At 35.2% G+C, this 13,453-nt stretch carries 14 protein-coding genes and 1 pseudogene; 9 read left to right on the top strand and 6 right to left on the bottom strand.

Annotated features, from left to right (window positions below):
* Window positions 1–15 precede the first annotated feature (15 nt).
* Window positions 16–1,644: a polysaccharide biosynthesis protein gene (locus C1N55_RS07215; protein ID WP_240758400.1), complete on the bottom strand. Its 1,629-nt coding sequence runs from the start codon at window positions 1,642–1,644 to the stop codon at window positions 16–18.
* Window positions 1,645–2,205: 561 nt separating this feature from the next.
* On the opposite strand from C1N55_RS07215, the gene C1N55_RS07210 reads away from it, so the two are divergent.
* Together C1N55_RS07210 and C1N55_RS07205 are read left to right on the top strand one after the other, a co-directional pair.
* Window positions 2,206–3,417 carry an ATP-grasp domain-containing protein gene (locus C1N55_RS07210; protein ID WP_205758520.1) on the top strand — a complete coding sequence of 404 codons (1,212 nt, stop codon included), beginning with the start codon at window positions 2,206–2,208 and terminating at the stop codon, window positions 3,415–3,417.
* A gap of 84 nt (window positions 3,418–3,501) precedes the next feature.
* Window positions 3,502–4,380, top strand: coding sequence for a methionyl-tRNA formyltransferase (locus tag C1N55_RS07205; RefSeq protein WP_137728190.1), 879 nt, complete (start codon window positions 3,502–3,504; stop codon window positions 4,378–4,380).
* 254 nt (window positions 4,381–4,634) lie between these two features.
* Here the strand turns inward: C1N55_RS07205 and C1N55_RS07200 are convergent, their stop codons facing one another.
* Together C1N55_RS07200 and C1N55_RS07195 are read right to left on the bottom strand one after the other, a co-directional pair.
* Entirely contained in the window at window positions 4,635–5,693 is a 1,059-nt protein-coding gene (locus C1N55_RS07200; RefSeq protein ID WP_137728189.1) for a lipid II:glycine glycyltransferase FemX, read from the bottom strand.
* A 42-nt stretch (window positions 5,694–5,735) separates the two neighbouring features.
* Complete coding sequence (locus C1N55_RS07195) at window positions 5,736–6,356, bottom strand: sugar transferase (RefSeq protein ID WP_137730570.1); 621 nt, start codon at window positions 6,354–6,356, stop codon at window positions 5,736–5,738.
* A gap of 490 nt (window positions 6,357–6,846) precedes the next feature.
* Between C1N55_RS07195 and C1N55_RS07190 the strand changes: the two genes are divergently transcribed.
* The 3 genes from C1N55_RS07190 (at window position 6,847) to C1N55_RS07180 (ending at window position 8,560) form a co-directional block, all read left to right on the top strand.
* Window positions 6,847–7,167: an STAS domain-containing protein gene (locus tag C1N55_RS07190; RefSeq protein WP_137728188.1), complete on the top strand. Its 321-nt coding sequence runs from the start codon at window positions 6,847–6,849 to the stop codon at window positions 7,165–7,167.
* Window positions 7,168–7,245: 78 nt separating this feature from the next.
* Entirely contained in the window at window positions 7,246–7,974 is a 729-nt protein-coding gene (locus C1N55_RS07185) for a metallophosphoesterase family protein (RefSeq protein ID WP_137728187.1), read from the top strand.
* A 364-nt stretch (window positions 7,975–8,338) separates the two neighbouring features.
* Complete coding sequence (locus C1N55_RS07180) at window positions 8,339–8,560, top strand: YczI family protein (protein ID WP_137728186.1); 222 nt, start codon at window positions 8,339–8,341, stop codon at window positions 8,558–8,560.
* A 204-nt stretch (window positions 8,561–8,764) separates the two neighbouring features.
* On the opposite strand, the gene C1N55_RS07175 is transcribed toward C1N55_RS07180, so the two are convergent.
* Window positions 8,765–9,514 carry a hypothetical protein gene (locus C1N55_RS07175; protein WP_240758398.1) on the bottom strand — a complete coding sequence of 250 codons (750 nt, stop codon included), beginning with the start codon at window positions 9,512–9,514 and terminating at the stop codon, window positions 8,765–8,767.
* A gap of 403 nt (window positions 9,515–9,917) precedes the next feature.
* On the opposite strand from C1N55_RS07175, the gene C1N55_RS07170 reads away from it, so the two are divergent.
* The 3 genes from C1N55_RS07170 (at window position 9,918) to C1N55_RS07160 (ending at window position 11,648) form a co-directional block, all read left to right on the top strand.
* The gene (locus C1N55_RS07170) at window positions 9,918–10,463 is read left to right on the top strand and encodes a hypothetical protein (protein WP_137728185.1); all 546 of its coding nucleotides are present in this window, start codon (window positions 9,918–9,920) and stop codon (window positions 10,461–10,463) included.
* Between the two features lie 119 nt (window positions 10,464–10,582).
* Window positions 10,583–11,023, top strand: coding sequence for a hypothetical protein (locus C1N55_RS07165; protein WP_168193815.1), 441 nt, complete (start codon window positions 10,583–10,585; stop codon window positions 11,021–11,023).
* 373 nt (window positions 11,024–11,396) lie between these two features.
* On the top strand, window positions 11,397–11,648 hold the full coding sequence (locus tag C1N55_RS07160) for a hypothetical protein (protein WP_137728183.1): 252 nt from the start codon (window positions 11,397–11,399) through the stop codon (window positions 11,646–11,648).
* 84 nt (window positions 11,649–11,732) lie between these two features.
* Here the strand turns inward: C1N55_RS07160 and C1N55_RS07155 are convergent.
* Window positions 11,733–11,858 (bottom strand): annotated as a pseudogene (locus tag C1N55_RS07155) (stage II sporulation protein P); the annotation flags it as partial.
* A 134-nt stretch (window positions 11,859–11,992) separates the two neighbouring features.
* On the opposite strand from C1N55_RS07155, the gene C1N55_RS07150 reads away from it, so the two are divergent.
* Window positions 11,993–12,403 (top strand): DUF5412 domain-containing protein, encoded by a 411-nt coding sequence (locus C1N55_RS07150; RefSeq protein ID WP_370452596.1) that lies wholly within the window; start codon window positions 11,993–11,995, stop codon window positions 12,401–12,403.
* A 114-nt stretch (window positions 12,404–12,517) separates the two neighbouring features.
* On the opposite strand, the gene C1N55_RS07145 is transcribed toward C1N55_RS07150, so the two are convergent.
* The gene (locus C1N55_RS07145) at window positions 12,518–13,387 is read right to left on the bottom strand and encodes an SDR family oxidoreductase (protein WP_137728182.1); all 870 of its coding nucleotides are present in this window, start codon (window positions 13,385–13,387) and stop codon (window positions 12,518–12,520) included.
* Window positions 13,388–13,453: the final 66 nt, after the last annotated feature.

Below are 13,453 nucleotides of genomic sequence, written 5' to 3'. Positions count from 1 at the left end.
TTTATCTTTCAAGTTTTAAGCAATTGTTCTAGGCTGTAATGATGTATTTGTCCAATTTCCATTGGCAACATCAATGACCTTAGCCTTCATTTCTTCCACTTCCAGGATGTCTAATTCGTTCAGGAATTCTGCTAAAATATCCGGCCTCATGGCATGCGCTTTGCCAACATGGATTTTTGGATACACATGCTGCTCTTGGATTTCCTCTTCGTTCAGCAACTCTTCATATAATTTTTCCCCTGGCCTGATACCTGAATACTGAATAGCTATATCTTTTTCTGTATAGCCACATAATTTAATCAAGTTTTTAGCAAGATCGACTATCTTAATCGGTTCACCCATATCCAAAACAAACACTTCGCCCCCTTGAGCAAGGGCACCCGCTTGAATGACGAGTCGAGAGGCTTCAGGTATCGTCATGAAATAACGTGTCATCTCTGGATGCGTTACTGTTACTGGGCCACCAGCAATTATTTGAGACCTGAATCGAGGGACGACACTGCCACGTGAGCCAAGTACATTGCCAAATCTGACTGCAGTAAAATTTGTGTCACTAAAGATGGCCAGGTTTTGGATAATCATTTCGGCAATACGTTTAGTTGCCCCCATCACATTTGTTGGATTTACTGCTTTATCACTTGAAATCATGACAAAATTTTCAACATGAAAAGCATGAGCAGCATCGGCTATATTCTTTGTACCGAAAATATTATTTTTCACTGCCTCTCGTGGGTTCAATTCCATCAATGGGACATGCTTATGGGCAGCCGCATGATAGATGAAATCCGGACGATAGTGTTCTATCACTTCAAAGATTTTTTCACGATCCTGTATATCCGCAATGATCGGAAGAAGCTGAATCTGTTTTTCTCCCACCTTTTCTAGTAGTTCCATATGAATGTTATAGATGGAGTTTTCTCCATGGCCTAGAAGGATAATTTCTCTTGGTTGAAATTGCACAACTTGTCTACATATTTCGGAGCCTATGGATCCCCCGGCACCCGAAACAAGAATGACTTTATTTAGGAGCTTGTTGGATATTGCCTCCATATTCAGCTTTACTTCTTCTCGGCCAAGCAAGTGCTCGAAGTTGATCTCTTGGATATCATTGACCTTATATTTGCCCATGACAATATCTTCAATCTTGGGCATCGTTTTTATGGTTGCATTTGTATTCACGCAAAGGGCATATAATTTGCTCATTTCTTCTTTTCCCAACGAAGGTATGGCTAGAATGATTTCATCGATATTCTTCTCCTGAACAATTTCCGGTATCTCTTTTGTTGTTCCACACACCTTTACATCCATTAGCGTCAAGTTTTGCTTATTGGGATTATCATCCACTATGGCGACCACTAAATATTCAGGCTTGACATGTCTTTTTATGCTCCGGATGAGTAGCGTACCAGCTTCACCTGCCCCAACAATCAGGACTCTTTTTATATTATTTTGTGGTTTTACCATGCCGCGAAAATCGTGGAACAATCTTAATAAGAAGCGTGACCCGCCAATCAGCACAATATGTAATAACCAGGTAATGAACATTACTTTTAAGTAGGCATCGCCTTGAATGATCCATTGGATGAAGCTCGTTATCAGGATACAAATCGTAACCAAATAGCCAATATTTAAGAGCTCATTCACAGATGCGACACTCCATATTCGATTATAAAGGTGAAAAAAATAGGCCATGATATGATGCGTGATTAGCAGCGAAACGGAGCTAATCGCAATGATAGAGTCTAAAGTCGTCGAGTTATTCACCAGCCAATGACTTATAAAAATGGCGAAAAGAACGATCAATGAGTCAATTACAAAAAAGAGCCAGTACCTGAGCGTCAGATTCAATATCACACCTCTTTGTGAATGGGTAGTTTAAATAAACCTTAAAGACTATAAATAAGGAATTAAAAGAGAAATCACTCTCAACTTTTAGTTATATTATATTATTCCTTTGAACCGTTAGAACTAAATGCGTATCATTTTGTTTACAAAATTTATTATATTCGGCTACATATTTCTGCAATAATTTCTTTTACTTTTTTCAAATCACACTTACCTTTATAACTAGGAGTTGTATCCAAAATTCACAACTTAGTACTCATTTTTTCGGTTCGTAGGCAATAGAATAGTATAGCCGATTTAAGTAATATGCTTAATTTCAGTACCGAATGTTTTGGGTCATAGTAAAAATGAGGTGGTATATTGAAAAAACTTTTAATGCTTGGCGGCAGTCAACTTCAGGTGCCCGCCATAAAAAAAGCAAAGGAGCTTGGTCATTATGTTATACTTTGCGATATTTCTTCGAATGTTCCCGGAGAGCTATATGCACATGAATTCTATAGTATTAGTACGTCAGACAAACTGGACGTATTAAAGTTAGCAGAAGCCCTAAAGGTGGATGGAATCGTTTGCTATGGAGCAGACTCTGGTGCCCAAACTGCCGCGTACGTGGCAGAAATGTTAGATTTACCTACAAATCCCTATAAAGCCGTTGAACTTTTGACCAATAAAGATAGGTTTAGAGAATTCCAGAGGGAAAACGGTTTTAACGTGCCAAAAGCAAAGGGTTTCTATTCCTTTGAAGAGGCAAAAAAGGATTTCCATCAATTTAAATTGCCGGTAATGATCAAACCGGTAGATTCATCTGGCAGCAGAGGCATATCAATGATTGACTCGATTGATTTGTTGGAGGAAAAAGTTGAGCATGCCCTAAATTTCTCCAAAGTGAAACGCTTTATCATGGAAGAATATATTGAAAACGATGGTCCTCATATTGGTGGAGAAGGATTTACTGTGGATGGACAACTTGTTTTTCGTTGTTTTTCAAATGAGCAATTTTCTACAGATCACCGGAATCCGTTTATCTCAATTATGGCGAGCTGGCCTTATTTGAGAGATGAGCGGATACATCAAAAAATACATGATGAAATTCAAAGGCTCCTAACTCTATTAGAGATGAAGACGAGTGCATTAAATTTCGATATCCGCATCGATAAGGATGAAAATGTCTATATCATCGAAATTGCTCCCCGGAATGGTGGAGGGTGTAATTCTAAAATCGTCCAATATGCTACTGGGATTGATTTGATTGAATATACCATTAGAGCGTCTTTAGGCGAAGACTGCAGTGATTTAGAAATGCAGGAAGTAAAGGGCTATTGGGCGGATTATGTACTAGTAAACCAGGAACATTCAGGTCAATTTAATGGACTCGACATAAGCGAAGAATTTTTGAAAAAGCATGTTGTTGAATATGAACTATTCGTCAATCCAGGGGATTACCTTTCACCTCCGACAACTAGCTATGAGCTACTTGGAAATATGATTTTGAAATTTCATACCTCCGATGAAATGCTTGAGAAACTAGGCACTATCCATCACGATATCAAAATAAAAATAAACGATTCTATGTAAAACATAATTTTACGAATCGAAACGTAGATTTTCATATTAAGGACTGGCAAACAGTACTAGTTAAAACTTAGGAGATGAATCTTCATGATAGAATCAAATTTAAAAGTTGTTTTCATTACGATGGGTGTGACGAATGTTTTTACCTCTTTACTCGAAGCAGGCATTCAGATTATAGGTGTAATCGAGTCCAGAAGTAAAAATGCAACTAATCGAAGCTTGAGTTTACAAAGCTTCTGTCAGGAAAGCTCGATACCCTACTATTATATGGACAATGGGTGCGATGAATTGCTGGAATCTTGGGTTCGTGAGCTTGAACCGGATCTTATTGTCATCAACAGTATGTCAGAATTATTGAAGAAAAACATTTTGGACATCCCTAACAAAGGATGCATTAACCTGCACCCTACCCTCCTGCCAAAGTATCGAGGAGGCTATCCATTCTTCTGGACATTCTATGATATGGATTTAAATCCAGGAATAACTGTTCACTATATTGATGAAGGAGAAGATACTGGAGATATTATCTACCAGGAAAGTTATCCGATTCCACTCGGCTGTACGGAAGAGCAACTAATCGATATCCTTGAAACGCAAAACGGGGTTCGGTTATTACTGCAAGCCATTACTGATATTGAAAAGGATAGTGCCCCACGTATAAAACAGACGAAAGACAGTCCAACCGTTCGTGCCAGAAAAATTTCTCCAAATGAATTTCCTACCATTATCGATTGGGAAAAATGGGAGATTGAGAGAATCTGGCACTTACTTAGAGGAACTCAAAATTGGCTCGATGTATTCGACTTTACCGAAATACCCCAGTATGTCTCCAAGTGGCGAATACAGGACTATACCAAAGAAGAGTTTTCAACACCAGTTGAATTCGGTAAAGTCTATTCGAAGGATGATGAGTACCTTGTTTACTGTGGACAAGGTAAGATTACGATGGAACTTATATTCGAATAATCATGGGGCTGCTAATCATTCAGATAGCAGCCCCTTTTCAGACTGTTGACAAACGCTTTCATCCTGCGTTACTTGTCTCGCTCGTCCGCTCATGAAGACAACTTCTATTCGCGTCTTCGCTCGTCTGCGTGCCTTGGCTGCCAAGCGTTTTCAAGACAGTCTGGGTAATCTTTCTTATGATAGAATTATATAAAAAAACGTGTAGACAAAGTCGATAAACGAATTTGTCTACACTTTGTTAAGTTGCTCACTTTTTATGAACGGTATGCAGGAAAGTAGTTTTCATTTAAGACAAAGTCTGGTTCTTCCCTTCGAATTTGTAAAAGCATTTCATAATCACGTTCTGAAAATATTTTTTTCCCGATTTTAAATACCGAATTGGAATTTTTGTTAAAACTCCTTTTAAACGCATACAGATTATCTTCACGACTCCCCAAACCTCCTCCAAGATGGAAGGTTTTATAGCCGTTGTTTAATCCCCAGCACGCTACTTCATACAATAAAATATTCATCGGTCTAAGTTCACTAAAGTCCCTGTTTAAAGCAGACAAATGATAGTGGAGTTGCTGATTGGAGATAAGAATGATTGCCATGGCAATCTTTTGCTTTTCATACTCAGCCGAAACAATCATTGCCTGATCCGTTAATTCTTGTAGCACATTCATATAAAAAGCTTGGTTGAAATAGTAATAATCTGTCGCGTTATTCCCTTTCATCGTCTCATTATAGAGTGCTATAAATTCCTCGATTAACTCTTTGTCCCAACCCCAGGAAACTTCAACGCCCGCCTTTAGTGACTTTTTTATTTTATATTTATTGCTTTTAACGAGATTTTCTTGAATTTGATCCATGGATTCCATTTCGACTGTAATGGTTTTTCCAAGGGTGGCTATTTCATAGATGGTATGTAAGGCTTCACTATTTTTCGTCACGGGATGAAAGCGAACAACTTCAGTAACAATGCCTTCTTTCTGACAGAATGAACGATATTCTTGCTCGAGTCGCTGTACCGCTTCCTCCTTGATTTCTCCGTCTATTAGAAATCCCCCGAATCCATAGGGCGTAGCAAAATCGAAGAAGGTATTTGTGGGGATTTTCCCCATAAACCGCTTGTCTTTTGATAGATCTCGTTTCATGACTACATTAATGGCTCTAATGGTTTGATCTTCATAAAAAACGAGTAAAGGCTGACCATCTCCGTGAAGTTCAAAAGCTTTCACATAACTCGCTAGATAATAGACATCATAATTTTGAAACGATTTAACGATTTCATTCCATCTCTCTTTTTCATCAATCGTAAGTATGGATAGCAATCATGCACTTCCTATTCTATAAAATTTCAACTAATTTTTCCGTTAGACTTCTCTTTGAACGCTACTCCCTTTGAAGTCTTCCATGATTTTTTCTGCATCGACATACACATCCTTGCGGCCAAGGACGATTTTAATGGTTAAAAGAACAATTCTTAAATCATTCAAGAAGGAAAGCTTCTCTATATACTCCACATCGAGATCAAATTTTTCTTCCCACGAGATGAAATTTCTTCCCTTTACCTGTGCCAGTCCCGTTATTCCTGGTCTCACTTCATGGCGTCTTTTTTGATGGTCATTATATAAAGGGAGGTAGTAGACGATTAATGGCCGAGGACCGATGATGGACATCTCCCCTTTCAGGACATTGAACAATTGGGGCAGCTCGTCTAAGCTTGTAGATCTTAAGAAAACACCGAATTTCGTAAGTCGGACAGTCTCCGGAAGCAACTCACCCTTTTCGTCACGTTCATTTGTCATGGATCGAAACTTATAGAGGGTAAATATTTTTTCATCCCGTCCTGGTCTTTCTTGTTTAAAGATTACAGGGCTGCCTAGCTTAAACCTTACTAAAATAGCAACAATTAAGTACAAAGGACTAAGTAAAAGAATGGCCATTAACGCAATCATAAAATCCAATGCTCTTTTGAAAAATTGTTTGTACATCCATTTGCTGTATGTATTCAAGTCATATTCCCCCTATCAAAATTAAGCTGAAGTCCCCTTCTCTCATCAGGTACCCTAGCATTCACACACACTGTAAGGACACTAATAATATAATCCTTTCAAAAATAAATTATTACCAATTTACAGGAGCAAACATTAGAAAAGTTTTAGTTTTCTATTGGACTATGGGAAAAAAGAAAGACATTGCAGAAAGTTTTTTAACCTTCAAGAGCGACTAGTAAATACGTTGGGTTACTTAATAGATTAGGTTAAATTTTTTCTTTTTGATTTGGAATATTTTTTTAGGCTTTACAGTTTTTTTATGGATACTTTTCACTTAATGGAAATTCCGTAACTCAGATGCCTATATAAAGAAAGATTACATTTAAAATAATGGGAGTTTAGTTGTAGAAAAATTACGAGAAAGTGGTCGAAAAGGTTTAAAAACTCAGAAAGAGGAAATTAATAAATAAGCTATGGAGGGGAAAAAATGAGTCAAAATATACAATTCCATGAAATTGATCATTTATTAATAGGTTTTTTTGAAGGTGAATTTGACATGGATGCAGTACTTTTATTAAAAGATAAATTTGAATTGATCGTTTTGACAGAAGGCATGCTTATAGAACTGGATTTCTCCAAAGTAGATTATATGGATAGTTGTGGTCTTGGAGTGATTGTTGCACTATATAAGAGAGTAATGAAAGAGAAAGTTGATTTGAAATTGGTACTATCTGAAAGATTAATGAGAATGTTTAAACTCAGTGGACTTAGTGATTTTATGGATATTGAAATAGGAAGAGCGAACTAATGTAAGTTAATGAATGTTTACTATTTAAAGGTAGTAAGCTAGATAATAGATGAATAGAAAATAAGGGGGCTCTTATTTGTGAGAACGGCAATTATTTCAGACATACATGGAAATATCGATGCATTACAGGCAGTGCTAGTAGATATTAAGAATCGTGGTATTAAGGATATCTATAATTTAGGTGACCACTTTTATGGGCCACTTTTCCCTCTAGAAACTTATAAATTATTAGTAAAAGAGAAGCATATTCGAAATATTAGGGGCAATTGCGATAGAATCCTACTAGATATCCATTCAGAAAATCCAACAGTACAATATGTACAAACTATGTTGGAAGAAGAGCATAAAGAGTGGATTGCTAATTTGCCCTTTTCTTTGCAAACGGAAGAGTTTTATTTTTGTCACGGTACTCCCACTAGTGATGAAAGCTATTTATTAGAGGAAATGAGTCCAAATGGCTCAAGACTTAAGAAGACAGAAGATATTTTAAAGTTGGTTAATGGCATTTCGCAGAACATTATTTTTTGTGCACATACTCATATACCCAGAGTTGTATATTTACCCAATAATAAAATAGTGATTAATCCCGGTAGTGTTGGATTACCAGCCTATGAAGATGAATTACCAATCTATCACAAAATGGAGTCAGGAACTCCCCATGCAAATTATACAATAGTAACAAAAAAAGAAAATGACTGGCTGATAGAACATATACATATTCCTTATAACCGAGAGGCAGCTATCCTACAGAGTAAGAAATGCGGAAGAATAGATTGGGTAAAAGCACTGCAAACAGGTAGAATTTAAATTCTTCGGTACCCGTCGTACGAAAACTATATAAGTCTAACTAAGCCAATAAATCCATGCTTAATCAGTCTAATTAGTTTAAGATGTACTATTTAGTAATCTTCGTTGTTGAATCGTGATATTCAATACTACTAAACATCAGTAATATCATTAATACATTCTAGAATAGAAATCCAATTTCCTACAAAATAGAATGAATAGCCTATGCTTATTCTTGAGCACTTTTTAAACTTCCCTGATATTAAACGCATTATTCATTAGGGTTTATTGTTGAATAACACCATTAAAACACCTGGTTATATATGTTAAAATATTGGTAGGTTTTGTGAGTCATGCTTGCCAAATCCACTAATGGGGGATATCGATGAAAATTATAAGAAATACTTTAGCAATTATAGGATTTGCTTTATCATGTTATATTCTATTAACCCGTGAATATGGAATACTTCCATACATGCTAATACTGGTAGGATTAATGGTATTATTTACAGGGATAATTGAAATTCGAAAAAAACGAAAAGTATCTGCTATTATGTCCTTCATATCGGCTGGATTTAGTTTATTTGTTGGTATTTATATTTTTTAGTTAAGAAGTCCACTGATGGTTTAAATTAATTAAAGGCTAGCCATAAGAAAAACAATCTAGCGACATTCTTTAAAAATTGGATTTCGATTATACGTTGGATTAGTTTTTGTAGCATAAATTTTGAACAGTTTGATTGAAATAGGTAAATATAAAACAAAAAAGATGCCATCCAATATCTTTCATTTGAGTTCCTTGAATTTTATTTTATTCATGTTTCGACCAAAAGTCAGGTCGAATGTATGAAATAATAGAATAATCGATTTCATACCCTTCTTCGGTTACTAATTGAACAAGTAAGTTTTCCGCTTTATCAGCTGGTTTAATATCTGCTGTTGTGATTGTTATGACCTGTACGCCTTCTCTTTTTGGATTACCAACAACCACAACTTGATTTCCTTTTGTATATACGTTGGTTACTTCTGTTTGAAAAACAACAATATACAAATCAAGTGCTTGCGGATCTTGTAACATTGGTATAGAAAAACCAATATTATGTTCAAAGTCATACCAAGCAGAGACCCCTATATCATAAGTAGTAAATAAGCGATTGAGTGCATAGTGTACCCTCATGGGAACATTACTCCATCTTCCCCCACCTACTGAACTGTGCCAATGCTTTTCGTAAGATGGCCTGACATAATCAGATTTATCGACAATTACATCAAAAGGAATCTTTGTTCCCTTATGAAGTATCTCTGTTATAGGCAATGTCTTTGATGGAAACTGCAACTTTTCCCAAGGCGGATCTTGAAGATTTTCAGGTTGAGCTGGTTCCAGGCTATTGATACGTTGTTTAAGTTCCTCAATAGTTCCTTTTAACCTTTCATTTTCTTCTCGTAGTTTTTGAATTTCTTGGGAATTAACAGTTGCCTCTGCATGTAACTTAGGGCTTATTAGACAACTTGCTGATATCAAACAAAGAATTAAAATTAAATATTTTCGAATTTTGTACATCGTAACACCTCGTAAATATTATTTCAGATAAATTAAAAAACATACTTTTTATCACACTGAACTAATGGAACACGATTCAACATATAGACCCTGTCCTTTTTAGGAAAAAGGACAAGATTGTAAAAATCGAAAATTTGGTCATCCTAATTCATAATTAATAAAGGAATTGAGATAGAAAATTAGGATTAATGATACGTTTACTAATTGTCCTATTCCTGCTAAATTGTTACTCCATATTAATTTTGGCGATGGGCTCAGGATTGTACTTCTATAGAAATGTCTAGTTCCATATTATCGAAAGAACAAATGCTAGAAGTTCCAAGGTCAATGAAATAAAACACTTCAACAAACTAGCGCATTTCTCGAAAAAGCATTGTGCTTTCTTTAGCTAAAGAGACATTTAATGAAGGATGAAGAACCCATGAAAATTTTAAAATCTTTACAAAACTATGTATTAGGGAGTTTAGGAGTAAGAGTTGAAAATGTGAATTTTGGTAAACAGTGTTCGATTGAGCTTGAAAAGTTAGTTGGAGGATATAACTATTCTGGAGATTTATTTTTTTCTTTAGAGGATCTTAAACATCTTTCAAAGATAATACCGCAGCTCAACTATATTGATGGTATTGTCATTAGCCCATTTCATATTACGGATGAGTCAATTATGGAAGCTTATTGGCGTATTCTGTCCATTAAAGTCGTTGATGTAGTTCAAGATAAAAATATCGTATTACTTAGTGAGACGGGAAAAAGTAGTCTGGAGGAAGTCGATAAGGATATAGTTGAACAATGGGATAATACTTATTATGAAATTCTAAAAGGTGATGTAAAAGGACTTCTTTCAGTTTTGAATAGGTATATATCTTTTATGGAATATCGTGAAGTTTCGCTAAGAGAAGAGTATGACAGGCCAAACCAAAAAAATCAGGGTATATATTATCAGATTTATTAAGACATTCTTGTTACCCTACCGAGTAGAGTAGTTAAAGACAAATAAGGGATTTCTAGTTGATATGAAATTAATATTTTATATTAAATTATGATTAAAAGACTTAAATGGGGATGAAATTAATGGAAGATTATAGGTCTAAAGATGACTTGAACTTATACGATGCGGTAATCGAAGAAATACTTATTAGTCATCGCGAAAGAAGCATTTCTTTTCAAATTTTAAAGCCAATATCACGCTTAGATAGACATGGCGGTTTTACCTATCGTGTTAAAAAAGGAATGTTAAAGTTTGAAAATGTTATTTACGCAAACATTCCATACAGTTTTGAGTGGGATGAATGGAGTGAATTTTATCGTTCAGCTGTATTAGACAGTTCAAAGGTAATTGATAGAATACCTACTGGAGCAAAGAAAAATAAAACTTTGAAACATATTTACTTAGGGATTGATTACGGACGTGACTATAAAGAATTAGACATTGTTTGTTCAAATTATTCACTTTCCTTACATGAACAAGAATATATACTTCACGATGATTTTGATTGGCTATATGAGGAATAACACTTTCAATAAAGCAGCTTAAAGAAGCAGCTTCTTTAGCTAAACTAGTAATGATAAAATTAAGTCAGTTAAAGTAGTTTAAGAAAGGTGTACAATGCTTGGTATAAAAGACTACAATCCAAAATTCTACACAGATAAGAATGAATTTTTCAAGGAGCATAGAGATCCATTAAAATCACTCATTAACTCCTATTAGAATGAAGTTTGGACTGTACATGATGCGTCTGATGGGGAGTTTTGAGCTGATGGTCCTGTAATTTTATTAATTGGTGAAAAACAATTAGAGTTTTGTTCGTTTAAAGATAATGAGATTACTGTTACTTGGGATGAAATTGATTTAAAAGAAAAAATAGATTGGTACGGTAACCAAGAATTGAATCTGGAATGGCGAAAAAATGCAATAGATAATATCTTCTCGTTTATTGGAAGACGAGTTGAAGGAATTGAAGTTATTGAAATGACTCAAAAAGAATTTGATACGAAAGATATCCTGCTAGAATCAAACATGTTGTTAAACGGGTTAGGTTTTTCTATTGGAGAGAGTTATTTATCAATTTTTAATGCCCTTGATGAGACAGGATTTTCATTTTTGAGAGAAGATAATCTTATGTACACTAAGATATAAAATAAGTTTATGCTACTCAAATGGGAGCACTTATTCACTAAACCAGCCTTAGATATGGCTAGCAACAGATTCCTCTCATATTAATTACTCCCCCATTACTTCTTTAATAATATCCGCGAATATTTCAGCAGTTCTGTATTCTTCTTCTAATGTATTTTCTATTCCTCCAATGCTTATGAGAACTGACTGATTTAGGAGATTTTGGTTATAATCAGCATTGTGTTCGAGTCATTCTTCATTACCCAACCAAATTTTGGAACATTTCTTATGGAAAAACCGTTTACTTAATGGGAACCATATAATTCCAATCGAAAGGTATTTTCCATGTTTAAGGAGGTTGTAGTTTGAAAATTGAAGAAAAGAATGTAGAATATGTGAAAAAAAGTACGTACAAAAAATTGCTATGGGGATTAATAATCGTTTGTCTCCTATTTGTTATATTGATTGGATACGGAGTTTATTGGGCCTTTTATGATATGAATAGATTACCAACAGGAGAATATCTCACAGAAGCAACTTCACCTGATGGAAAATATACGCTAAAAGCATTTGTTACTAATGGTGGTGCGACAACGTCTTATGGCATTCATGGAGAATTAGTATTTAATGAAAAAGGAAACAAAACTAAAAATATCTATTGGAACTATCGTGAAGAGACTGCAGACATACAATGGATAGATACCAACAAAGTGGTAATTAATGGGTATACCTTAAAAGTTCCTCATGAAAAATTTGATTATAGGCATCAACAATAACTTTCTTCTTAGCGTGTGATTCTTTAGTAAAAGAAGGTAGTCTAAGATGTTTTATACAAAAGTAATAAGTGCCAGTCCCAAAAAAACTGGCACTTTATTAATTTAGTACATCATCTAATTCGCATCAACTAATAAATTTGTCAGTGCTTGTTTTAATGAAGTCGCTTGACGGTTTAATAAGTAATTTAAATCGCTATGTTTTGATTCTAAGCCGCCTTCACGAATTCCTTTTTGAGTCGCTACTAACATTGGAAGGTAAGCTTCAGGTACGCCAACCCCTTTTAACATTTCTTCATAAGAAGCATCGTCTACTGCTAATAAAGACACCTCTTTGCCCGTTACTTCATTTAAAGTATCCACAAATTGCTGTTGTGTTAAATTTTCACCAGAAAGTTCATAAATTTTATTTTCGTAAATTTCACCTACTAAAACATTTGCTGCTGCTTCAGCTAAATCTGGTCGATATACCCAACCGATTTTCCCTTCCCCTGCAGAAGTTACCCAAGGAGCACCTGCCATACAGCCATGAATTGTTCCGAGTTCGTTTTCTATATACCAGTTATTACGTAAAATCACATAAGGAATTCCTGATTCAATAATTGCTACTTCACGTGCCCTATGCATGCCTGCTAGGTAGAAGTCATTCCCTTCTGCACGTGTAACACTTGGATAAACAATTGATTTTACACCTGTAGCCTTGGCCGCCTCAACAGCATTTGTATGTTGATGCATCAATGTTTCAAAATCACCAAATGTCGATATGATGAATAAACGATCCACATCTATAAACGCATTAAGTAACGTTTCTTGTTTTTCAAAATCCGTTACGCGTACTTCTAAGCCTTGCTCCTTAAACTTTAGTGCTTTTTCTGACTTGAGATCACGTACTCCAATAATGATTTCTCCCACGGCTAATTTGGTAAGTAACGACTCAACAATTTGAGAGCCTAGATTTCCATTTGCTCCAGTTACTAAAACTTTCATATAATCTCCTCCACTGCAGTGTTATTTTTGATTTTTATATCTATTCCCTATACTATTTCTAAAGAG

It is taken from the genome of Lysinibacillus sp. SGAir0095 (genome assembly GCF_005491425.1).
Lineage (GTDB): Bacteria > Bacillota > Bacilli > Bacillales_A > Planococcaceae > Ureibacillus.
This window is presented reverse-complemented; position numbering and strand designations above follow the sequence as displayed.

Bases quoted from the DNA above. Each gene is read 5' to 3' on its own strand.
- C1N55_RS07165 (WP_168193815.1), top strand. From the start codon at position 10,583: ATGGAAGATTATAGGTCTAAAGATGACTTGAACTTATACGATGCGGTA.
- C1N55_RS07205 (WP_137728190.1), top strand. From the start codon at position 3,502: ATGATAGAATCAAATTTAAAAGTTGTTTTCATTACGATGGGTGTGACG.
- C1N55_RS07175 (WP_240758398.1), bottom strand. From the start codon at position 9,514: ATGTACAAAATTCGAAAATATTTAATTTTAATTCTTTGTTTGATATCA.
- C1N55_RS07170 (WP_137728185.1), top strand. From the start codon at position 9,918: ATGAAGGATGAAGAACCCATGAAAATTTTAAAATCTTTACAAAACTAT.
- C1N55_RS07195 (WP_137730570.1), bottom strand. From the start codon at position 6,356: ATGTACAAACAATTTTTCAAAAGAGCATTGGATTTTATGATTGCGTTA.
- C1N55_RS07180 (WP_137728186.1), top strand. From the start codon at position 8,339: ATGAAAATTATAAGAAATACTTTAGCAATTATAGGATTTGCTTTATCA.
- C1N55_RS07190 (WP_137728188.1), top strand. From the start codon at position 6,847: ATGAGTCAAAATATACAATTCCATGAAATTGATCATTTATTAATAGGT.
- C1N55_RS07145 (WP_137728182.1), bottom strand. From the start codon at position 13,387: ATGAAAGTTTTAGTAACTGGAGCAAATGGAAATCTAGGCTCTCAAATT.